The following is a 21426-nucleotide window of genomic DNA, read 5'->3' as shown; positions in this document are numbered from 1 at the left end:
GATGGGCCGACCAACTTGGAATGCCCAGGCTCACCTAACCTCAATCTCTCGAACCGCCCGGTGCGGACCCGCATGCCGGGTGGTGTGGCAGGGGTGCGATCAGCTATGATCGCCCCCTATGCCGTTTTTCAGCGGCGTGGCTCGAAGGTCTGTGTGAGGATCGAGCATTCGCCCGCCGCGATCTTGAGCACCGTCAGGCTTCCGCCCATGGCGGCGGCCGTGTCGATGCCAATGCGATGGTTGCCAAAGTCGGGCCGCGCGGTCGGCGTATGGCCATGCACCACCAGCACCGGCAATTGCGGACCTTCGGAGAGGAAGGGGTCGCGGATCCAGATCAGGTCTTCGTCGGTCTGCTGTTCCAGCGGTATGGCAGGCCGGACGCCGGCATGGACGAAGAGGAGGGGACCGATGATGATGGCGATCGGCAGCGAGCGCAGCAATTCGACATGCGCCGGCGGCATGGCCTGAAGAACGGTTTCGCAGAGTTCCTCGATGCTCCTGCCTTCTTCGAGCAGCAGATATTCCACGTCGACGCCATAGGAGGCGAGTGTCTGTACGGCGCCGAACTCGAGCCAATGGCTGTTGGCGCGCGGATCGTCCAGGAATTTCAGGAAGACATCGTCGTGATTGCCGCAAAGGATATAGCGGTCAAAGCCCACAGGTGGCGGCTCGCACAGATGCTGCAGCACGTCGTTCGATCGCGGACCACGATCGACATAATCGCCGAGGAACATTAGGAGTTTCCGGCCGGGGATCGTGACGGCATCCGCAACGATATGCCTTTCCGCTTCGATCAACGCGTCGTAGCAGCCATGAATGTCGCTCAGCGCATAGATGGCTGTGTAGCCTTCCGCTGTCAGATCAATGCGGGATCGCGGTTCAATGGACTTCGCCGCTCTCCTGCCGAAAAGTTGATCGATTAGTCCGGTCATGGACATCCGCCTACACCAAACACGACGGCATAATCTTTTGAAAATATTTCAAGAATCCCGCCATTTTAGGGCGGTAGCGCAACGCTAGTCCAACGGATGGCCAGGCGCAAGACGCGTCGGAGGGCAGGACTTACGCTAAGGTTAAGAAAAACAAGGCGATAGGAGTCGTTATGCCTTGGCGCGACCAACGCGATTCTTGGCGTTGGAGCGTTTTGCGACGGATGAATGTTTGTTCGCCGATGGCGCCATAGGGGTGCCGAACTGCATCCAGTTGCAGGCCATCGAACGCCTGACGGCAGCCGAATTCTCCCGGGCGCAGCCATGGGCAGCGACCGGGAGGTCCAAGTTGGAGACTTTGCCGACTAGCCCTCATAGGCCTTCTGCAGGCCGGCAATATCGAGCTTCACCATTTGCATCAATGCCTGCATGACGCGCGCGGCCTTGACGGGATTGGGATCGGACAGAAGTTTGCTGAGCACGCTCGGCACGATCTGCCAGGAGACGCCATAGCGGTCCTTCAGCCAGCCGCATTGCTCGATTTCGCCGCCGTCGGCAAGACCATCCCACAGCCGGTCGACCTCTGCCTGATCCTTGCAATCCACCGCCAGCGAGATCGCATGGGTATATTCGAAGCGTATGCCACCGTTCAGCGCCATGAAGCGCTGTCCCGCCAGCGTAAAGTCGACGACCAGCACGCTGTCGGCCTTGCCGGCCGGCGTATCGACAAGGTTCTTCTGCACATGGTCGATGCGTGAATCCGGAAACAGCGAGACATAGAACCTCGCGGCCTCCTCGGCCTCGCGCTCGAACCACAGGCATGGAGCAATCTTGGACAACGGCGTTTCTCCTCTTTCGGGTTGGGTTGACCAGAGGACGGATGGAAAGGGGAAATGCCGACAGGGGAGGAAAGATTTTAGTGAGGGACTTTAATTTCCAGCGAGAGGGAGTTGATTGTCATCCCCTAGCCCCCTTGGAAGGGGGCTAAGGTGAGGGGCACGGCACGACGTTGCGGCATCGGAGAGCGTGCCCGACAATCTCATCGATTGGCTGCCAGCCGTTCCGCAAACTCGATCGCCTCGATCAGGCTTCGCTCATTGGCGATCCCCTTGCCGGCGATGTCGAATGCCGTGCCGTGGTCGACAGAGGTGCGGACGATCGGCAGGCCGAGGGTGATGTTGACGCCGGAGAGGTCCATCCATTTTCCCGTCGCCGGGTCGATCTCGAAGCCCAGCAGCTTGACCGGGATATGCCCCTGATCGTGATACATGGCGACGACGGCGTCATATTGGCCGGCGCGCAGCTTGACGAAGACGGTATCGCCGGGGACCGGGCCGACGATATCCAGCCCATCTTCGACAGCCTTTGCGATCGTCGGCGCAGAAATGTCGATATCCTGCCGGCCGATGAGGCCGCCTTCGCCGGCATGCGGATTGAGCGCCGCCACGGCAATTTTCGGCTTGGTGATGCCGAGCTGCTTGAGTGCCTTGTCGGTCAGGTCGATGACAAGGCGCAGCCGCTCGGGGGTCAGGCGCTTCGGCACATCCTCCAGCGCGACATGGGTGGTGACGTGGCTGACGCGCATATTGCCATGGGCCAGCATCATCACCGAGCCGCGGGCGCCGGTGAGTTCGGCGAGCAGCTCGGTATGGCCAGCATAATGAAAGCCGGCCTTGTTCAGCGCTTCCTTGTTGAGCGGTGCAGTGACGATGCCGCCGACCTTGCCGGTCATGGCGAGCTGAACGCCCTTCTCGATCGCCTTGAAAGCCATGCGGCCGCCATCGGCAGAGAGCCGGCCCGGCAGAATCGGTTCGCCCTCCATATCGGCCTGAATGAAGCAGAGGTTCGGCCAGTCGTCCTCCATCCGGGCTTCCGGAATCTCTATATCGAGGCCGAGCTGCCGTTCGGCGAGCCGCAGGGCCGGGCCGCTACCGATTATTGTAAGTTTAAGCTTACGTTCATCGAGCCTGTCCTTCAACCGGGCAGCGGCCTTGACGATGATTTCCGGGCCGATGCCGGCGGGGTCGCCCATGGTGATTGCCAGGTGCCGCGTCATGGTTCTTCTCCTCCGGCAATCAGCGCGTTTTCACTCAAGAGATCGCGCCATAGGGTGGGGCCTCCGAATGCGCCTGATTTGGAGATGACCGTGGTGCCTTGCCAGGGGCCGCCGACAATCGTGGCGCGGGGCAGGCCGGGTGCCGCCTGGCCGGTGAGGCTGAGGGCGGTAACATCGAGTGCTGCGCAAAGGTTCCGCAAGGTTTCGCCGCCGGCGACAATCAATGTGGCTGGTGCGGGCAGTGCGTTGGCTATGCTGCCGAAAGTTGCCGCGATCCGCCTTGCCGCATCGTCACGTTCGAGCCCGGTCGGCAGATCGAGGCTGACCATGGCGACGCCGCTTTGCTGGATTTGTCTGTCGACCGCATCGGCGCTGGCACCTTCCGCAAGCTTCAGCCAATTGGGGCCGCAGGCCTGGAGTTGCGCCAGCGTGATCGGCTGATCGGAGCCGAACAGGCCGAGCACCGGTCTTTGCAGCCTGCGCGAAACGGGGACAGTGGGCGCGGGCCGCTCTTCGCTCGCGTCCTTTTCGGGAGGAGGGCGGCGATGCGTTGCCAAATCGATATTCCGCGCCAGGGCGCGCGCCAGCCCGCCAGTGCCGCTCCAAAGGACCGGTCCCTGTAGCTCAGATGATACCCATGCGATGACGGCGTCCAGATCCTCATCCGAATGGGCGTCGAAAACATGGATGCCATCCGGAATGGGTTCTCCGGCATCGACCTGGTGGTGACTGAGCGCCGTGTTGAAGGCCGGCAGGCCCTCCGCTCTCAAATGAGCGACGAGATCGCCGCTGATATCGCGCCAGGCATCCTTCCCGGCAAACAGCACCTGCCGTCCGCCGCGCGTGTGCCGCCCGTGATGCGGAAAGGCCGGCGCCAGAATGCAATGCCGCCAGTGGCCGAGCCGAAAGCAGGCCGCCAGTTCCGCCGCCCAAGGCCCGCGAAACAGGCTATCCACCTTCTTGAAGGCAAGATCGGCCCCTTCCAGCAGCGGCGCAATGGCGCCGACAATGGCAGCCGCTTCGGCGGCCGATTTCTCCCGGGTGCCGCTGTCGATCGCAAGGCAATCCGGAAGGCTTGCCGGAAGCGCATCTTCGCGCTGCACCTCGATCGGTCCATAGACGCCGACGAATTCGACAGCCGTGTCGAGCGCGCCGGTCAGATCGTCAGCGATGAGGCGGAGGGTGGGCATGAGCGATCATTGCCTCCGAAGGGCTCGGGATGCGGTGGAGATAAGCATGGAAATGACGTTCCAGTGTGCCGATTTGGGTGGGTGCAGTCTTTAAATTGTGGGGGAGTTGTCAAGTCGAAAGGGCCCGTAATCCGATTGGATGACCCGGAGGAACCTTGCTCGGAATGGTAGGCGGACTTATTCTGAACTGTTCGCGAGCCTGCCCCAGCGTGCAGCCGAGGCGGAAGGCCCGGCGACACAGGGAGGTTGTCATGAAAATCGCGTCGATACTTGCAATCGGCTGGATCGGATTTTGCGGAATCGCTTCCTTTGCCTGGGCAGAGCAGGCACACACACTGGTGGTTCCCAATGAAGTCAAGTGGGGCCCAGCCCCCAAAGTGCTTCCTGCTGGAGCACAAGCGGCGGTCTTGTTCGGCGATCCCATGAAGAAAGGCTTATTTGCCCTGCGGCTCAAAGTGCCAGCCGGCTATGCGATCCCACCGCACACGCATCCTGGCGATGAGGTGGTCACGATAATATCGGGGACGATCAATTTTGGGATGGGCAAGACCGCCGATCGGAGCGCCACCAAGTCACTGCCTGCGGGCAGTTTCTTCGCGTTGCCGCCCGGCACGGCGCATTTCGTTTACTTCAACGAGGAGACTATCCTCCAGATCACTACCAATGGCCCCTGGGGGATCAAATATATCAATCCGGCGGACGATCCTCAAAAGTCGCAATAGCTGGTTGGGGGCTTGAAGGTTGCTGCCCTATCGCGGAGTGCGGCGGATGTCACACCAACGAATCGGTCCGCGCGCCGGTAGCCATTAGGCAATGAACGGCGCAATCTTCGGTTTTCACCGAGGCTTGTCGACGTTCGCTCCGTCGCTGTTTGCGGCGCCGCAGATCCGGGCTGTGGCATTCGCCACGTTTACTCTCACGCTGATATGCGGCTATGCTGGCGTCCCGGCGATAGGGCAAGGTGGTCCCTGTCGATCCAAGGAGAGCAGAGTGAGCTACGATTTCCATGTGGGCCAGAAGGTCGTCTGCATCAATGACACGTTCAAGCATGTCAGCATCGACCAGTTGATCCGCAAGGGAACGATCTACACGATCCGTTGGGTCGGCGAATACACCCATTATGTCGACGGCACCTTCATCGGCGTGAAGCTCGAAGAGATCCACCGCGGCAACGACGATGGCCCCGAAGGCTACGGCGCCGCCGACATGCCCTACCGCGCCACCCGCTTCCGCCCGCTGGTGAAGGACAAGATTGCCTCGCTCCGGAAACTGCTGGCGCCGACGCCGGATGCGCCGGTGGAGAAGGGGAAGGTTAAGAAGAGGGAGAAGGTTTGAGGGGGCAGCGTATCTTTTGCCGCCAGCAAATCCAAGCTTCTATTGAATTCGTATTGTTTGAATATTTAGTTGAATTGCATTGACAACTACACATCCTATGGCTTCATTTTCATTCAGGGAGAATCTGAAGAAAGTGAGTCAGGCTATGCCATCAATATTTATAAGTCATGCTGCTGCCGACAGTGAAATCGCGAAGAAATTCCAGGGAGATGTTAAAGCAGATTTTCTCGGAATGTGTGAAGTTTTTGTGTCTTCGAATTTGGACAGTATTTCTGGTGGGCAAGAGTGGAACCAAGCGATAAAGAAAAACCTTGAAGAATGCGCTATATTGATCGGTCTTCTATCACCGTTGGCGGTAACTCGACCATGGATTTACACTGAATTTGGCGCTGGATGGATACGTGGAATTCCGACCATTCCCGTTTGTCATTCGGGAATCGAGAGAGGTCAACTCCCGCCGCCCTTGTCATTTTTCCAAGGCTTAAATTTGAGTGATGAACTTCATCTAGACCATCTGTATGGGATCATCGCGAGCGCTATAGGATGTGGGAAGCCACAGATCCCCTTTGGTGATCGAACCGAGCACTATCACAAGATAACGGAAGACTTAAGAATTCAACGGCAAATTGTTTATTGGGCGCAGCAGTTATTCATATGGAATTCAGGCCTTTCTGCAAAGTTGGCTAACGGTGAGGAGGAGCCCTCTGCTGCTGTGCCCGCGAACTTCGATCAACCTTTCAGGGATTTTATGATTGAAGCCAACAAGCGAGAGTACCTTGTTATTGCGCCGGCCGGATTCGCGATCGGAACCCAAATTGCCGCTCAGGCTTCGATTTTCTCGGTAAAGCGTGGCGCCCACTACGACGACCTTATATCTCTGCTTGGCTGATTTTCAGTAGAAGATGGTCTGTGTCATTGGGATATCTGTTCTAAACAGCGCAAGGTTGCGTGGAATGGAAGCTGTCCAGTATAATATTGAAATTACTATTTTGAAGTATTCCGGCTCCCGGTGCCATCCACGACCAAAGTCAGAGCACAGGAAAAATTGGAAGCAAGGTCGCAATTGCGGCTAAAACACTGGTGACTGCTGTCCATCGGGCGGCTATCGCATTTAGTTGCGCAGCCTCCTTCGACATGCGAACGAACTCGACGGCGATGCCTAAGGTCCACTGTTCATGGATCAGCGGTTCATGATGGCCGTGCCAAGGATCGAAGCTCACCTGGCTTGACTTCCACCAATACCAGGCCGCGATGAGGCCTGAAACGAGCGCGCAACTCGCGGCGATCGCAGCAATCACGTTAATCAGCGTCATATCCTTGACCCCAGTCGCTCGCATCACAGATCGCCGAACATCACGGCGTTATAGCGATTGACCGCTCTGACAATAGCTCCAGCCGCGCACTCCTGAGAACTTCCATCGAACATTGTGCACCGATTTTGCACGGATATTCCGCGCAATTCACTGGATGTTCCGTTCAGCTAGGTCGAATTGCCGGCGGCTATGCCGGTGCGCGCACAAGTAAACCATTGAAAAACAAGGAAAACTGGTGCTGCTAGAGAGATTTGAACTCTCGGCCTCTCCCTTACCAAGGGAGTGCTCTACCCCTGAGCTATAGCAGCAAACCGTGGCGCGTCGTGTGCGCCGTATTGGGCGAGGCGGCTATTGCCATAGGTGAGAGGTAAGTGCAAGCCGCAAATTTCAAGTTCGGTGAAAGATCGCTGGAAAAATTATGTCGGTCTTTTGAAGCCGGGGGATTTCGGCTATGGGAAGGTCATGGGTGCGGATAAGACGAAAAGCAGTGATGAGCAGCTCTCGCAAGGCGGTTTGACGGCCGGCGAGGGGAAGGAAGGCGCGGGCGCGAAGCTTAATCTCGAGGCGGAGCGGCGGCGCGAGCGGGCGGCGCAGAAGCTGCGTGAAAATCTTGCCCGCCGCAAACAGCAGGTCCGGGCGCGCCGCGCCGGCCAGGCGGACGAGACGGATGGGCTTCCCGCCGCAAATTCGTCCGATGCAAAGGATGCCGCCGCAAAAATGGACGAATCGTAATGATTTGATGTTGGTCATCATCAAACAGCATCAAACGAATTGAAGCCTTAAACTATTTCGTCTAAACAGCGCTCTCTCCCCAAACGCGTGGAATTTGGCGCACGGAACTTCAGGAAAGGCGGGCCTCGCCCGTAGTCATATATGGATCGTATCAGGATTGTCGGCGGCAACGAGCTCAACGGTATCATTCCGATCTCCGGCGCCAAGAATGCGGCTCTGCCTCTGATGATCGCCTCGCTGCTGACCAGCGATACGCTGACGCTCGAAAACGTGCCGCATCTGGCCGATGTCGAGCTTCTGATGCGCATCCTTGGCAATCACGGGGTCGATGTCGCCGTCAACGGCCGGCGCGAGCGCCAGGAAGACGGCTATTCCCGCACCATCCATTTCACCTGCCGCACCATCGCCGACACGACCGCGCCCTATGAGCTGGTCGCCAAGATGCGCGCCAGCTTCTGGGTCATCGGGCCGCTGCTCGCCCGCGAAGGCCAGGCGCGCGTGTCGCTGCCGGGCGGCTGCGCCATCGGCACGCGCCCGGTCGATCTCTTCATCGACGGCCTGACAGCGCTCGGCGCCACCATGGAAATCGACGGCGGTTACATCAACGCCACCGCGCCGAAGGGCGGCCTGATCGGCGCGCGCTATGTCTTCCCGAAGGTTTCGGTCGGCGCCACGCATGTGATGATGATGGCGGCGACGCTTGCCCGCGGCACGACGGTCATCGGCAATGCGGCCCGCGAGCCGGAAGTCGCCGATCTTGCCAATTGCCTCATCGCCATGGGCGCCAAGATTTCCGGCGCCGGCACCAGCACGATCACCATCGAAGGCGTCACCTCGCTCTCCGGCGCGCGCCATCGCGTCCTGCCGGATCGTATCGAGACCGGCACCTATGCCATGGCCGTCGCCATGGCCGGCGGCGATGTCCGCCTGGAAAACACCGACATGGCGCTGCTCGACACCGCGCTGGAAAGCCTGCGCCGCGCCGGCGCCGTTATCTCGGCGACCGAAAGCGGCATCCGCGTTCAGCGCAATGGCGGCGGCATCAAGCCGGTCGATATCGTTACCGATCCCTTCCCGGGTTTCCCGACCGACCTGCAGGCGCAGTTCATGGCGCTGATGACGCGCTCGACGGGCACCTCGCACATCACCGAGACGATCTTTGAAAACCGCTTCATGCATGTGCAGGAGCTCGCGCGCCTCGGCGCGAAGATCTCGCTCTCCGGCCAGACCGCCAAGATCGAAGGCGTCGAGCGTCTGAAGGGCGCGCCGGTCATGGCGACGGACCTGCGAGCCTCCGTCTCCTTGGTCATCGCCGGCCTTGCCGCCGAGGGCGAAACGCTGGTCTCGCGCATCTATCATCTCGATCGCGGCTTCGAGCGGCTGGAAGACAAGCTGACGCGCTGCGGTGCCATTGTCGAGCGCATCAGCGACTAATTCCGGCGGCCCATAGAAAGAGACAGGAGAAGCCTGTTTCTCCGGTTGCGTCTTGCCCGCCCGCATCCTATTTCCATCACTTGAGAAATGCCGGTATCGGCATTTCCATGGCGATCGGGGATATCAGGCGAATGACCAATCTCAAGCTAATGGCGCTCGACAACGAAGATTTGGGCGTGATCTCCGCGCATATGCAGGACAGCGTCTTCAAGGTTGCCGACATGTCCTATGCGCCGCGGCTCGGGCAGTTTTCCGTTGCCGCCAACCGTTTCGTCTGGGAAGTGTCGGATCAGAAGGGCAAGCCGTTCGAGCGGCATCGCTCGGCGCTGGTGTTCAAGCGGGTGCTGGCGGTGCGCTCCAGCGGCGTCGACCGACGCCAGCGCGACGAGGTGCTGTCGCTGCTCGCCATCCGCTTCGATCAAAAGGGCGAAGGGCCGGATGGCACGATCGAGCTGACGCTGGCGGGCAAGGCGACGATTGCGCTCGATGTCGAATGTATCGAAGTTCAGCTTGCAGATATCGGCGGCGCGTGGGAAACGGCTAATAAGCCCAGTCATCCGGACGAGGCCAAGTAAGCGTACGAGTTTTCGCCGCGTGCGGCGGCCCCGAAGGAAGAGGATTATCAGCGTTGGCTATCTGGCTGGATCAGGCATCGGAAGGATTCGAACAGCAGTTCGCCGCTTTTCTGACGACCAAGCGGGAAGTATCCGAGGATGTGAACGCCGTCGTACGCGCCATCATCGATGATGTGCGGGCGCGCGGCGACGCGGCTCTCGCCGATTATTCCAGGAAATTCGAGGGCATCGATTTCGCCGTGACGCCGATGCGTGTCAGCGAAGCGGAGATCGATGCGGCGGTTGCCGCCGTCCCCGCCGAAGTGCTGGGCGCGCTCAAAGTCGCCGCCACCCGCATCGAATCGCATCATCGCCGGCAATTGCCCAAGGATGATATTTATGAAGACGCTCTCGGCGTCGGTCTCGGCTCGCGCTGGACGGCGATCGAAGCCGTCGGCCTCTATGTGCCCGGCGGTACGGCGAGCTATCCGAGTTCGGTGTTGATGAATGCCGTGCCGGCCAAGGTCGCCGGCGTCGATCGCGTCGTCATCGCCGTGCCGACCATGAAGGGCGCGGTCAATCCGGCTGTTCTCGCGGCGGCCCGCATGGCCGGCGTCGAGGAGATTTACCGCGTCGGCGGGGCGCAGGCGATTGCGGCACTTGCCTACGGCACGGAAACGATCGCCCCCGTCGCTAAGATCACCGGCCCGGGCAATGCCTATGTTGCCGCCGCCAAGCGGCAGGTTTTCGGCACCGTCGGCATCGACATGATCGCCGGCCCTTCGGAAGTGCTCGTCATCGCCGACAAGCACAATGATCCGGATTGGCTCGCCGCCGATCTCCTGGCGCAGGCCGAGCATGACGAGGGCGCGCAGTCGATCCTGATCACCGATGACGCCGCGCTCGGCAAGGCCGTCGAAGGCGCCGTCGCGCGGCAGCTCAAGCAGCTCGGCCGGTCGCAGACGGCGACCGCGAGCTGGCGGGATTTCGGCGCCATCATCCTGGTTTCCGATCTGAAGCAGGCCGTTCCGCTCGCCAACCGTATCGCCGCCGAACATGTCGAGCTTGCCGTCGACGATCCGGATGCGCTGCTGGCCGGCATTCGCAATGCCGGCGCGATCTTCGTCGGGCGTCATACGCCGGAAGTGATCGGCGATTATGTCGGCGGCTCCAACCACGTGCTGCCGACGGCCCGCTCCGCGCGCTTCTCGTCCGGGCTTTCGGTGCTTGATTTCGTCAAGCGCACCTCGATCCTGAGGCTCGGTCCCGAGCAGTTGCGCACGCTTGGGCCTGCGGCGATCGCGCTCGCCAATTCCGAAGGGCTCGATGCCCATGCGCGATCCGTTGCGATCCGCCTCAATCTCGAAGGATAAGGCATGGCTGAAGGCGTCTTCCGGCTGAGCGACGTGATCCTGGACGACACGATCGGCCGTTCGACGCCCGATGTCGAGCACGAGCGCGCCGTCGCCATTTTCGATCTGATCGAGGAAAACAGTTTCGAGCCCGTCGGCCATGGCGGCGGGCCTTATCGGCTGAGCCTGTCTCTGGTCGACCAGAAGCTCGTCTTCGATATCCGCACGGAAGAGGGGGGCGTCGTCGCCACTCACATTCTGTCGCTGACGCCGTTCCGCAGGATCGTGAAGGACTACTTCATGATCTGCGAAAGCTATTACGAGGCTATCCGTTCCGCCACCCCCAGCCGCATCGAGGCGATCGACATGGGCCGCCGCGGCATTCACAATGAAGGCTCGCGGACGCTGATGGACCGGCTGAAGGGTAAGATCATCGTGGATTTCGATACGGCCCGGCGGCTTTTCACACTCGTCTGCGTGCTCTACTGGCGCGGGTGACGGCAATGGAACAGCCGAAGGCTATCGAACATAATGGGAAGCCGCCCGGTGCCATTCTGTTCATGTGCGGGCTCAACACCATCCGCTCGCCGATGGCCGAGGCGATCGCGCGCGGAATGCTGCCGCAGGGCACCTATGTCGCCTCGGCGGGCGTGCGCGCAGGCGAACGCAACCCGTTCGTGGATGTCGTCCTCGGCGAGATCGGTCTCTCGCTCGGGCGCCGGCAGCCGCAGACGCTGGAGGAGCTGGAGGATGATTTCTTCGACGTCATCATCACGCTGTCTCCCGAAGCACATCATGCGGCTCTCGAACTGACGCGCGCCAATGCCATCGATGTCATCTATTGGCCGACCATCGATCCCTCGGTCGCCGGCGGCACGCGCGAGCAGATTCTCAATGCGTATCGCGAGGTGAGAGACTATCTGCTCGGCCTGATCGAAAGCCGGCTGGTCGAGCATCGCGGCTCTCTTTAGAGTGTCTCGTTAAACAAATGCAGAAAGCCTTATCAACGAGGTTCACAAAACCGCGACGATTGTGTAGTTTCCGCGCAAAATTCCGGCGGCCTTACTTTTTGTCATGGAAGCCGGCATCAACCCCACAGGAAAAGAAGCTTTAATGCCGAAAGAAGAAGTCCTTGAATTTCCCGGTGTCGTCACCGAATTGCTGCCGAACGCGACCTTCCGTGTGAAGCTGGAAAATGAGCATGAGATCATCGCTCACACCGCCGGCCGCATGCGCAAGAACCGCATCCGGGTTCTCGCCGGCGACAAGGTGCTCGTGGAAATGACACCCTACGACCTGACCAAGGGCCGCATCACCTATCGTTTCAAGTAGTCCGCAGCTCGCATCCGAGCCGGCCCTCCGAAATGCCGCCTGTCACGGTCGAGGTTTTATGGCGCTGAAACACAAGCTGATACTGGCCTCCGGATCGCCGCGCCGCGTCGACCTCCTGCATCAGGCGGGAATTGAAGCGGCGCGCCTGATGCCCATGGATATCGACGAGGCTCCGAAGAAGTCGGAGCACCCGCGCTCGCTGGCGCGCCGGCTTTCGACGGAAAAAAGCGAGGCGGCGTTTGCGGCGGTAAAGGGCGACGTCGCCTGGCAGGGAAGCTATATCCTCGCCGCCGATACGGTCGTCGCCGTCGGCCGGCGAATCCTGCCGAAAGCGGAATTCGTCGAAGAGGCGTCTTCTGCGCTGCATCTGCTCTCCGGCCGCAGCCATGTCGTCTATACCGGCATCTGCCTGATCACGCCGGACCGCAAGCTGCGCCAGAAGGTGGTCGAGACCAAAGTCCGCTTCAAGCGGCTGTCCGGCAAGGATATCGATATGTATCTCGCCTCCGGCCAATGGCGCGGCAAGGCGGGTGCCTATGGCATACAGGGGCTCGCCGGCTCCTTCGTGCAGAAGCTGATCGGCTCCTACACGAATGTCGTTGGATTGCCACTTTATGAAACCATGCTGCTTCTCGCGGGCGAAGGATTCGACGTCTACGCGGAATGGCAGGAAGGATGATCGTCATGGCGGACGACGACAAGATCAAGGTGGGGGCAAAGATCGAGCCGCTGCGCAAGACACGGGCTTGCGCGGAATGCGGGCGACCCTCGGTGCGCGAGCATTATCCCTTCTGCTCTGATCGCTGCCGCTCACTCGATCTGTCGCGGTGGTTGAACGGCGCCTATGCCATTCCCGTTGCCGAGGACGAGACCAAGGCGTCCGACGAGGAATAGGCGCTTCGCCATTTCCACGAAGCCTTTCATTTTATTCGCGAATTGCCAAAAATCCATTTCCTGTCAAAAAAGAGTCATTTGCGGCTGGACATGGGCGAACAAGATGCTATAACCCCGCTCGCTTCCGGGGCGAACCAACCGCCCAGGGTCTTCCAAGACCTTCCGATCAGCGCGAAGCAAGGATGCCCAGGTAGCTCAGTTGGTAGAGCAGCGGATTGAAAATCCGCGTGTCACTGGTTCGATTCCGGTCCTGGGCACCATTCTTATCTTCACAATATCATCGGATCTGCGGCAGCCGTATCGGCTATCAGCAAAGCGGCGCGGCCGATATGCAGCACGGCAATCCCTGGTGTTATCCACGTCCTGCAAGTGGCCGGTGGGGGAGCTTAGATTCCTCGCACTTTTCCGACCCTGAATTTTCCCTTTGTTTCAAGCGGAATATCGCGGCTTCAGGCCATCAGAAAGGGCGAGCCTGGCTCGCGCTTTTGCAGGGGCTGTCAAGCGCGTCTAATGGTGGAGAATCGGACAAACTTCGCAACTTTAGAGGTATTCATTATTAATTCCGGTGAAAGAACCTTTCAAGATATTGATGGCTAATGCAATCAAGCGTACGAATTATTGAAGGGTCACCTATTGATTCGAAGCGACTATTACCGCACCTTAGATACTAGCGGGAAGTGATCCCGTTAAGTCCGGCGTTTATTGCAATAGCAAGCTATCGAGGCGCCATGTTAAACAACGATGTGCTATTCAACACGTTTGCCCGTTCTTTCGAAGCACGGCGCGAAGTCGAGATGTCATTCTCCGAATACCTGGAAGCGAGCCGGGATGATCCGCTCATGTACGCGAATGCGTCGGAGCGCCTGCTGGCCGCGATGGGTGAACCACTGCTGATCGATACGGCCAAGGATACCCGCCTCGGGCGTATCTTCATGAACCGAACCATCCGAACCTATCCGGCTTTCTCCGGCTTCTTCGGTATGGAAGAGACGATCGAACGTATCGTCGCCTTCTTCCGCCATGCGGCGCAGGGGTTGGAGGAGCGCAAGCAGATCCTCTATCTGCTCGGGCCTGTCGGCGGCGGTAAATCCTCGCTCGCCGAGCGCCTGAAGTCGCTGATGGAGGTCCACCCCATCTATGTGCTGAAAGCCGGCAACGAGCTCAGTCCAGTGTTCGAAAGCCCGCTCAGCGTCTTCGATCCCGTGACCATGGGGCCGATGGTCGAGGAGCGCTACGGCATTCCGCGCCGGCGCCTGACCGGGCTGATGAGCCCGTGGTGCCTGAAGCGGCTGGAAGAGTTCGAGGGCGACATTTCGCGGTTCCGCGTGGTCAGGATACAGCCGTCAAGGCTGCGACAAATCGCCGTCGCCAAGACCGAACCGGGTGATGAAAACAACCAGGATATTTCCTCGCTGGTCGGCAAGGTCGATATCCGCAAGCTCGAGAGCCTGGCGCAGAACGATCCCGACGCCTACAGCTATTCCGGTGCGCTCAATCGCGCCAACCAGGGCATTCTCGAATTCGTCGAGATGTTCAAGGCGCCGATCAAGATGTTGCATCCGTTGCTGACGGCGACGCAGGAAGGCAATTACATCGGCACCGAGAATATCGGCGCCATTCCCTTCTCGGGCATCATTCTCGCCCACTCGAACGAGTCGGAATGGCAGACCTTCAAGGCCAACAAGAACAATGAGGCGTTCATCGACCGTATCTGCGTCGTGAAGGTGCCTTATTGCTTGCGGGTCACCGAAGAACAGAAGATCTACGAGAAGCTGATCGAGGAATCCGAGCTTAGCGACGCGCCCTGTGCGCCGTCGACGCTGGAAACGCTTGCCCGCTTCACGGTTCTGACGAGGCTTGCCAAGCACGAGAACTCGACGGCCTTCTCCAAGCTTCGGGTCTATGACGGCGAAAGCCTGAAGGAGACCGATCCGAGGGCGCGCAGCGTGCAGGAGTATCGCGATGCGGCCGGTGTCGACGAAGGTATGGACGGGGCTTCGACCCGCTTCGCCTTCAAGGTGCTGGCGGCGACCTTCAACTACGATACGACCGAGATCGGCGCCGATCCGGTGCATCTGATGTATATGTTGGAGCAAGCGATCCGCCGCGAGCAACTGCCGCTCGAAACCGAAAAGCTCTACATCGAATTCATCAAGAGCGAGCTCGGGCCGCGCTACGCGGAATTTATTGGACATGAGATTCAAAAGGCCTATCTGGAATCTTATGCGGATTACGGCCAGAATCTCTTTGACCGTTATGTCGATTACGCCGATGCCTGGATCGAGGATGTGGATTTCAAGGATCCGGATACCGGCCAGCTTTTGGACCGAGAGCTTCTCAACCAGGAACTGACCAAGATCGAAAAGCCGGCGGGTATCGCCAATCCGAAGGACTTCCGCAACGAGATCGTCAAGTTCTGCTTGCGGGCGCGGGCAAGCCATGGCGGAAAGAATCCGTCCTGGACGAGTTACGAGAAGATTCGCGAAGTCATCGAAAAGCGGATGTTCTCCCAGGTCGAGGACCTCCTGCCGGTGATCTCGTTCGGATCCAAGAAGGATGGCGAGACGGAAAAGAAACATGGCGAATTCGTCGAACGCATGATGGCGCGGGGCTATACCGAGCGTCAGGTTCGGCGGCTTGTGGAATGGTACATGCGTGTGAAACAGGCAGGATGAGCCACCAAGGAAGAAGGAATGCACATTGTTGACCGGCGCCTGAATCCAGGCGGCAAAAGTCTAGAAAATCGTCAACGGTTTTTGCGAAGAGCAAAAGCGCTGGTGCAGAGAGCGGTCTATGAATCCTCTCAAAATCGCGACATTCAGGATATTCTGAAGGGCGGTGAGATCAGCATTCCCCTTGATGGAACCGAGGAGCCCCGGTTCCATCGCGGCCCAGAGGGCCTGCATGAGCATATCCTTCCCGGCAACAAGGACTTCCTTGAAGGCGATATCCTTCCGCGGCCAGAGAGCGGTGGCGGAAGGGGGCGGGCCGGCGGCGAGGGCAGTGGCGAAGACGCCTTCCGCTTCATCCTGACCCGCGAGGAATTTCTCGACCTTTTCCTCGACGATCTTGAACTTCCCGACCTTGCCAAAAAGCGGCTGACAACGACCGATCAGCCTAATCCGGTACGATCGGGCTATTCGGTAACGGGATCGCCGGCCAATCTTGCCATCAACCGCACCATGCGGCTGGCGATGATGCGGCGCGTGGCGCTGCACCGTCCGAAGCCCGAGACCGTCGCCGAACTCATCGCGGAGGCGGCCGAATGCAAGGATGAAGAACGCCGCGCCGCGCTCGAGGCTGAGATCAAGGTGCTGGAATCGAAAGTCCGGCGTATTCCCTATATCGACCCAATCGATATCCGCTACCGCCGTTTCGAGAACGAGCCGAAGCCGGTGGCACAGGCCGTCATGTTCTGCCTGATGGATGTTTCCGGCTCGATGTCGGAGCACATGAAGGATCTGGCCAAGCGCTTCTACATGCTGCTCTACATCTTCCTGACGCGGCAGTATCGCCGCGTCGAGATCGTCTTCATCCGCCATACGGATGTGGCCGAAGAGGTGGATGAGGAGACCTTCTTCCGCAGTCCGGCGACCGGCGGCACGCAGGTGTCGAGCGCTCTCGAAGCCATGCGGCGGATCGTTCATGATCGTTTCCCGCCATCGGACTGGAACATCTACGCAGCGCAGGCATCGGATGGCGACAACGCCTATTCGGACAATGCGACTGCGGCGGCGCTGCTCACCAGTGCCATCCTGCCGGTCAGCCAGTATTTCGCCTATCTGGAGGTGGGGGAGGCGCGCAGCGTCGCGATCTCTTCCGGTTCGGCGCTTTGGTCGCTTTATGAGCGCATTCAAGTGGGGTGGCCCGTGCTATCGATGCGCCGCGTCAGCGATCGCAGCCAGATCTACCCGGTCTTCCATGATCTCTTTCAGCGCCGGGCGGCGGAAACCAGGAGCGGATAATGGCAAAGGCATCGATGGAGCGGCTTTTTGACGGTGCGGACTGGGACTTCGCCACCATCCAGCGGATCCACAATGCCTGCGAGCGGATCGCCCTCGACGAGCTCGGCCTCGACGTTTATCCCAACCAGATCGAGATCATCACCGCCGAACAGATGCTCGACGTCTATTCCTCGATCGGCATGCCGCTGTTCTACAAGCATTGGTCCTTCGGCAAGCATTTTGCTCATCACGAGGCTTTTTATCGCAAGGGTCTGCGCGGGCTTGCCTATGAGATCGTCATCAACAGTTCGCCTTGCATCTCCTATCTGATGGAGGAAAATACGGCGACGATGCAGGCGCTGGTGGTCGCCCACGCCGCCTTCGGGCACAATCATTTCTTCAAGAACAATTACCTGTTCAAGCTCTGGACGGATGCGGAGGGTATTCTCGATTACCTCAACTTCGCCAAGGGCTATATTGCCCGCTGCGAGGAGCGCTATGGCCATGCCGCCGTGGAGCGGACGCTGGATGCCGCGCATGCGTTGATGTCGCATGGTGTCCACCGTTATGCCGGCAAGAAGACGCTCGATCTTCGCGATGAGGAAAGGCGCGAGCGCGAGCGGCGCGAATATGACGAACGGATCTTCAACGATCTCTGGCGGACGGTTCCGGTCGTAAAGGGCAAGAAGGCGCCTGACCTCGATTTGGAGCACCGGCGTTCGCTCACCGGCCTGCCGCAGGAAAATATCCTCTATTTCCTGGAGAAGATGGCGCCGCGGATGAAGCCGTGGCAGCGGGAGATCCTGCGCATCGTCCGGCATGTGGCGCAATATTTCTATCCGCAAAGCCAGACCAAGGTCATGAATGAGGGCACGGCGACCTACGTGCATTACCGCATCATGACTCGGCTGCACGAACTCGGCGGCATCGGCGACGGCGATTTCCTCGAATTCCTGAAATCGCATACCAATGTCGTCTTCCAGCCTTCCTTCAACGATCCGCGCTTTTCCGGTTTCAATCCCTATGCGATCGGTTTTGCGATGATGCAGGACATCGAGCGGATCGTGACCAAGCCGAAGGACGAGGACCGGCAGTGGTTTCCCGATATCGCCGGGTGTGGGGACACTATGGGAGTACTGCGCGACCTCTGGGCGAATTACCGCGACGAGAGCTTCGTATCGCAGTTCCTCAGCCCGCATCTGATGCGCAAGATGCGCATGTTCCACCTCACGGACGATCCGGAAGAGGAGGAGGGATTGCTGGTGGCGGCTATCCATGACGAACGCGGTTACAAGCGCATCCGGCGCGAACTGGCGCGGCAATATGATGTCGGCTGGATCGATCCGCATATCGAGATTGTCGATGTCGATCTTGCCGGCGACCGGCGGCTCATGCTCAAGCATACGGTGCTGAACGGCGGCCTGCTGGAGGATATTGATGCCAAACGCGTGCTGCAGCACCTTGCCGATCTTTGGAGCTATGATGTGCTGCTGCAGGAGGTCGACCGCTCCGGCTCGGTCCTGCGCGACCACCTCGTCCATCCGCGTCCGTCGGCCATTGCGGCCTGACGGCGCAGATTCACCGGCCATCAAGATTGGCGATATTTGACCACCATCGTTGCGCGGTGAGAACAGCGACCCTTCATCGCGAACGCCATGTAAAATTTTCGCGAGCGGTTTGATATGTGACGGGTGGCGGCGACCGCAGCGTCCATCGCGCCTTGTCGAAGACGATGGCGGTGCGGATCTGTTCCGGCGTTTTCCTCTGGAGGCTTAGCTGAAGATTGAAGCTTCTGTCGTTCCGGAATTCCCGGAAGAAGCTGAGCTTTGTGCCGAAAGCTTCCAGCGTCACGTCCTGCAGCTTGCCGATCGCTTCGAGCGCCGGCTGGAAATCGAGCCAGCGGGTTTCGGTCAGAAGCAGGACGACGGCGTCGATAAATGTCTCGCCGGTCGCCCTGCCATCCGCATTGTCGGGCATGATCACCTTGATACGGATATTGTCGAGCTCCCCGGTCGACGCACCACGGACGATGATGAAGAACGACGCAGCATTGCGGTCACCGTTGCCGCCTTTCTGAATCTCGTAGCTGCATTCGAAGGTTCCGGCGTCAAGCGCGCTCTGCCTCCATTCGCCAACGGACAGGCCCGATTTCGAAAGGTCGGCGCAGAGCGTTTGGCCCGTTATCCGCCAGCTTCGCACGAAGGCGCCGCGCAGGGCATCGACGGGCGGGTCGAATAAGTGGGAGCGCCGGGCTGGTTTTGGCGTTGCCGCTTTTTTGACGCGCGTGGCCTGCTTCTGTGCTGGCGCGGTTGTCGTGACCCCGGGATTGGGTGTCGCACTCTTCGCGCCGGCGATTTCGGTGGGTTTCGGATTGGCGGTTTGTGGGGCGGCGGCTGTCATGACCGGAGGTGAGGCTGGCTGGGCCGACCCGCTGAACAGATCGAGATGATAACGAGCATCGAGCGCCCTCAGATTGCGCATATCGTTAGCAAGCAACGCGGTCGCCAAAATGATCGAGCCGATAACGATCGTCGCAATCCAGAAGACAGCCCTGCTTTTCTTGCGAGGTGGCGCCACCGACATGGTTTAGATCTACAGCTACTCCAGAGGAAACCTGCTTAACTGCAATGGGTTGGCATTCCGCAGCAGATCCATAGCTACAGAATATGCGTTTATGAACGATTGATCACTCTACCGTTTTTTGTCAAATCGCAGCCTTCAGGCGAAATGTGCCTTGAGCGCCATAACGGTCGCTGCATCGGTGCGGCGCACCGTCGGTGTGGAAAATCCGAAGGCGAGCAGGTGTTCATCCGTTTCCGGGGCAGCAACGGAGCAGGAAGCGTGGATTTCGGTGATCGCAAGGCGCGGCCAGAGCTTGCCGACAGTTCCAAGATTGACGCCCGAACCGGGCATGATGGAGATGCGGCCGGCGGCAACGGCGATCGCCTGTTCCAAAGCGGGGAGCCCTTCCGCGGCCGTTTTCGCGCGGCCCGAGGTCAGGATGCGCTCGAAGCCGAGGGAAATGGCGAGCTCCACCGCCTCCTCGATATCGGGAACGAGATCGAAGGCGCGATGCAATGTTTTGCCGAGGCTTCCCACATGATCGGCGAGCGCGCGGAGTGTATCGCTGTCGAGGCGGCCGTCCGGCAGGGAGGCGCCGAGCACGACACCCGGCAGACCGGCGTGGCGGGCGGCGTCTATGTCGCTCTTCATGATGTCTTGTTCATCGGCCGAGTAGACGAAGCTGCCGGCGCGCGGGCGGATCATGGCATAGGCCGGGATCGGCGCACGCGCCGCCGCGGCCATCAGCCCAGCGCTCGGCGTGAGGCCGCCGACGGCAAGGGCGCTGCAAAGCTCGATGCGATCGCCGCCACCGGCGATGGCGGCATTGAGCCCGGCAATATCCTCGACGCAGACCTCAAGCAGCATGGCTGCGCTCTTCGGCAAATTTCAATCCAAGCAAGGCCGCGCCGATCAGGCCGGGCTCGACCTTGCATTCGCTCGGCACGACGAGCGGGCGGTCGAACTTGCGGAGAATGCGGGCGCGCACCGCCGTGTCCAGCCGCGCCAGCAGGGGTTCGACATTGGAAAGGCCGCCGCCGACCGGAACGATGGTTGCGCCGGTGATGTTGACGGTCAGCGCCAGGGGCGAGGCGACGAGATCGACAAGGACATCGATCGTCCGCTCGGCCTTGGCATCGCCCTCAAGCCATTGGCCGATGATTTCCTCGCTGGAAAATTCCAACCCATGCAGGGTCCTGTGCAGGCGCTCGACGCCACGAGCGCCGCCTATGGTGTCGACACATCCCTTCTGGCCGCATCCACAGGGATAAGCGGGGATGACCGCCGGCGGAATGCCGGCAAAGGAAGCGATGATCGGGCCATGGCCCCATTCGCCCGCAAAGCCGCCGGCGGCGTTAACGAGGCGGCCATCCGCCACCAGGCCGCCGCCGACGCCGGTGCCGAGAATGGCGCCGAAGACGATGCGATGGCCGCGTCCCGCGCCGGACATTGCTTCCGCCATGGCGAAGCAATCGGCATCGTTGGCGATCAGCACGGGATAGCCGAGTTCCGCTTCCAGTTCGGCGGCAAGGCGCCGGCCGTTGATGCAGGGAATGTTGGCACAGGTGAGTGCCTGCGTATCGGGGTCCACAACGCCGGCAATGGAAAAGGAAATGCAATCCGGCGTCTCGCCGGCCTCGGCGATGACAGCGCGCAAAGCTTGGACGAATTCGCCGAAGTCGTACTTCGGCGTCGGGCGGCGGGCGAGCGGCGTGATGTCCATCATGGAATGGGCGATGCCGCCTTTGATGGCGGAGCCCCCGATATCGAAAGAAACGATCATGAATATTGGCCTGCAG

The 21426-nt window shown here is 60.0% G+C and carries 23 protein-coding genes and 2 tRNA genes; 16 read left to right on the top strand and 9 right to left on the bottom strand.

All coding sequences use genetic code 11. The annotated features are described in order from the left end of the window. Nucleotides 1-128: 128 nt before the first annotated feature. The 4 genes from ACXHXG_RS12975 to ACXHXG_RS12960 all read right to left on the bottom strand — a co-directional run bounded on the left by ACXHXG_RS12975 (nucleotide 129) and on the right by ACXHXG_RS12960 (nucleotide 4175). Complete coding sequence (locus ACXHXG_RS12975) at nucleotides 129-932, bottom strand: metallophosphoesterase family protein (protein WP_457899491.1); 804 nt, start codon at nucleotides 930-932, stop codon at nucleotides 129-131. Between the two features lie 362 nt (nucleotides 933-1294). Continuing rightward, a complete protein-coding gene (locus ACXHXG_RS12970) occupies nucleotides 1295-1768 on the bottom strand; it encodes a VOC family protein (protein ID WP_457899490.1) in 474 nt (157 codons plus the stop codon). Nucleotides 1769-1968: 200 nt separating this feature from the next. Next, nucleotides 1969-2985 carry a 4-hydroxythreonine-4-phosphate dehydrogenase PdxA gene (gene pdxA / locus ACXHXG_RS12965; protein WP_457899489.1) on the bottom strand — a complete coding sequence of 339 codons (1017 nt, stop codon included), beginning with the start codon at nucleotides 2983-2985 and terminating at the stop codon, nucleotides 1969-1971. Next, complete coding sequence (locus ACXHXG_RS12960; protein WP_457899488.1) at nucleotides 2982-4175, bottom strand: four-carbon acid sugar kinase family protein; 1194 nt, start codon at nucleotides 4173-4175, stop codon at nucleotides 2982-2984. The genes pdxA and ACXHXG_RS12960 overlap by 4 nt, the downstream gene beginning before the upstream one ends. A 251-nt stretch (nucleotides 4176-4426) precedes the next feature. Here ACXHXG_RS12960 and ACXHXG_RS12955 point away from each other — a divergent pair, with 251 nt between their 5' ends. The 3 genes from ACXHXG_RS12955 (at nucleotide 4427) to ACXHXG_RS12945 (ending at nucleotide 6399) form a co-directional block, all read left to right on the top strand. Beyond that, a complete protein-coding gene (locus ACXHXG_RS12955) occupies nucleotides 4427-4897 on the top strand; it encodes a cupin domain-containing protein (protein ID WP_457899487.1) in 471 nt (156 codons plus the stop codon). 268 nt (nucleotides 4898-5165) lie between these two features. Further along, nucleotides 5166-5510 (top strand): CAP-Gly domain-containing protein, encoded by a 345-nt coding sequence (locus tag ACXHXG_RS12950; protein ID WP_457899486.1) that lies wholly within the window; start codon nucleotides 5166-5168, stop codon nucleotides 5508-5510. A gap of 133 nt (nucleotides 5511-5643) precedes the next feature. Next, nucleotides 5644-6399, top strand: coding sequence for a toll/interleukin-1 receptor domain-containing protein (locus tag ACXHXG_RS12945; RefSeq protein ID WP_457899485.1), 756 nt, complete (start codon nucleotides 5644-5646; stop codon nucleotides 6397-6399). 139 nt (nucleotides 6400-6538) lie between these two features. Here ACXHXG_RS12945 and ACXHXG_RS12940 read toward each other — a convergent pair whose 3' ends face one another. Together ACXHXG_RS12940 and ACXHXG_RS12935 are read right to left on the bottom strand one after the other, a co-directional pair. After that, complete coding sequence (locus tag ACXHXG_RS12940; RefSeq protein ID WP_457899484.1) at nucleotides 6539-6823, bottom strand: hypothetical protein; 285 nt, start codon at nucleotides 6821-6823, stop codon at nucleotides 6539-6541. Nucleotides 6824-7056: 233 nt separating this feature from the next. Beyond that, nucleotides 7057-7131, bottom strand: a tRNA-Thr gene (locus tag ACXHXG_RS12935). A 154-nt stretch (nucleotides 7132-7285) separates the two neighbouring features. Between ACXHXG_RS12935 and ACXHXG_RS12930 the strand changes: the two genes are divergently transcribed. The 13 genes from ACXHXG_RS12930 (at nucleotide 7286) to ACXHXG_RS12870 (ending at nucleotide 18633) form a co-directional block, all read left to right on the top strand. Continuing rightward, nucleotides 7286-7555: a hypothetical protein gene (locus ACXHXG_RS12930; RefSeq protein ID WP_457899483.1), complete on the top strand. Its 270-nt coding sequence runs from the start codon at nucleotides 7286-7288 to the stop codon at nucleotides 7553-7555. Between the two features lie 141 nt (nucleotides 7556-7696). Beyond that, nucleotides 7697-8989 (top strand): UDP-N-acetylglucosamine 1-carboxyvinyltransferase, encoded by a 1293-nt coding sequence (gene murA, locus ACXHXG_RS12925; protein ID WP_104824392.1) that lies wholly within the window; start codon nucleotides 7697-7699, stop codon nucleotides 8987-8989. Between the two features lie 131 nt (nucleotides 8990-9120). Beyond that, nucleotides 9121-9564, top strand: coding sequence for a DUF2948 family protein (locus tag ACXHXG_RS12920; protein WP_457899482.1), 444 nt, complete (start codon nucleotides 9121-9123; stop codon nucleotides 9562-9564). 53 nt (nucleotides 9565-9617) lie between these two features. After that, a complete protein-coding gene (gene hisD / locus ACXHXG_RS12915) occupies nucleotides 9618-10916 on the top strand; it encodes a histidinol dehydrogenase (protein ID WP_104824390.1) in 1299 nt (432 codons plus the stop codon). Between the two features lie 3 nt (nucleotides 10917-10919). Beyond that, nucleotides 10920-11393, top strand: a complete 474-nt coding sequence (locus tag ACXHXG_RS12910) for a UPF0262 family protein (RefSeq protein WP_104824389.1) — start codon at nucleotides 10920-10922, stop codon at nucleotides 11391-11393. Between the two features lie 5 nt (nucleotides 11394-11398). Continuing rightward, nucleotides 11399-11866 carry an arsenate-mycothiol transferase ArsC gene (locus tag ACXHXG_RS12905; RefSeq protein WP_104824388.1) on the top strand — a complete coding sequence of 156 codons (468 nt, stop codon included), beginning with the start codon at nucleotides 11399-11401 and terminating at the stop codon, nucleotides 11864-11866. Nucleotides 11867-12008: 142 nt separating this feature from the next. Next, on the top strand, nucleotides 12009-12227 hold the full coding sequence (gene infA, locus ACXHXG_RS12900) for a translation initiation factor IF-1 (RefSeq protein WP_004117876.1): 219 nt from the start codon (nucleotides 12009-12011) through the stop codon (nucleotides 12225-12227). A 58-nt stretch (nucleotides 12228-12285) separates the two neighbouring features. Then, nucleotides 12286-12906: a Maf-like protein gene (locus ACXHXG_RS12895; protein WP_104824387.1), complete on the top strand. Its 621-nt coding sequence runs from the start codon at nucleotides 12286-12288 to the stop codon at nucleotides 12904-12906. A 5-nt stretch (nucleotides 12907-12911) separates the two neighbouring features. Next, nucleotides 12912-13121 carry a DNA gyrase inhibitor YacG gene (gene yacG / locus ACXHXG_RS12890; protein WP_104825218.1) on the top strand — a complete coding sequence of 70 codons (210 nt, stop codon included), beginning with the start codon at nucleotides 12912-12914 and terminating at the stop codon, nucleotides 13119-13121. Between the two features lie 184 nt (nucleotides 13122-13305). Then, a tRNA-Phe gene (locus ACXHXG_RS12885) sits at nucleotides 13306-13381 on the top strand. Nucleotides 13382-13849: 468 nt separating this feature from the next. Then, complete coding sequence (locus tag ACXHXG_RS12880; RefSeq protein WP_104824385.1) at nucleotides 13850-15796, top strand: PrkA family serine protein kinase; 1947 nt, start codon at nucleotides 13850-13852, stop codon at nucleotides 15794-15796. A gap of 18 nt (nucleotides 15797-15814) precedes the next feature. Next, nucleotides 15815-17086 carry a YeaH/YhbH family protein gene (locus tag ACXHXG_RS12875; RefSeq protein WP_104824384.1) on the top strand — a complete coding sequence of 424 codons (1272 nt, stop codon included), beginning with the start codon at nucleotides 15815-15817 and terminating at the stop codon, nucleotides 17084-17086. After that, complete coding sequence (locus ACXHXG_RS12870) at nucleotides 17086-18633, top strand: SpoVR family protein (protein WP_104824383.1); 1548 nt, start codon at nucleotides 17086-17088, stop codon at nucleotides 18631-18633. The genes ACXHXG_RS12875 and ACXHXG_RS12870 overlap by 1 nt, the downstream gene beginning before the upstream one ends. A 73-nt stretch (nucleotides 18634-18706) precedes the next feature. Here ACXHXG_RS12870 and ACXHXG_RS12865 read toward each other — a convergent pair whose 3' ends face one another. The 3 genes from ACXHXG_RS12865 to ACXHXG_RS12855 form a co-directional block, all read right to left on the bottom strand. Further along, on the bottom strand, nucleotides 18707-19648 hold the full coding sequence (locus tag ACXHXG_RS12865) for a DUF6030 family protein (RefSeq protein ID WP_457899481.1): 942 nt from the start codon (nucleotides 19646-19648) through the stop codon (nucleotides 18707-18709). A gap of 135 nt (nucleotides 19649-19783) precedes the next feature. Continuing rightward, nucleotides 19784-20494 carry a copper homeostasis protein CutC gene (locus tag ACXHXG_RS12860; RefSeq protein WP_457899480.1) on the bottom strand — a complete coding sequence of 237 codons (711 nt, stop codon included), beginning with the start codon at nucleotides 20492-20494 and terminating at the stop codon, nucleotides 19784-19786. After that, nucleotides 20484-21410, bottom strand: coding sequence for an ROK family protein (locus tag ACXHXG_RS12855; RefSeq protein ID WP_457899479.1), 927 nt, complete (start codon nucleotides 21408-21410; stop codon nucleotides 20484-20486). Before ACXHXG_RS12855 ends, ACXHXG_RS12860 begins: the two co-directional genes overlap by 11 nt. Nucleotides 21411-21426 lie beyond the last annotated feature (16 nt).

The sequence above is a fragment of the Rhizobium sp. LEGMi-198b genome, from assembly GCF_054114205.1.
Note: the sequence above shows the minus strand (reverse complement) of the source record. Positions and strands in the feature narration are given on the sequence as shown.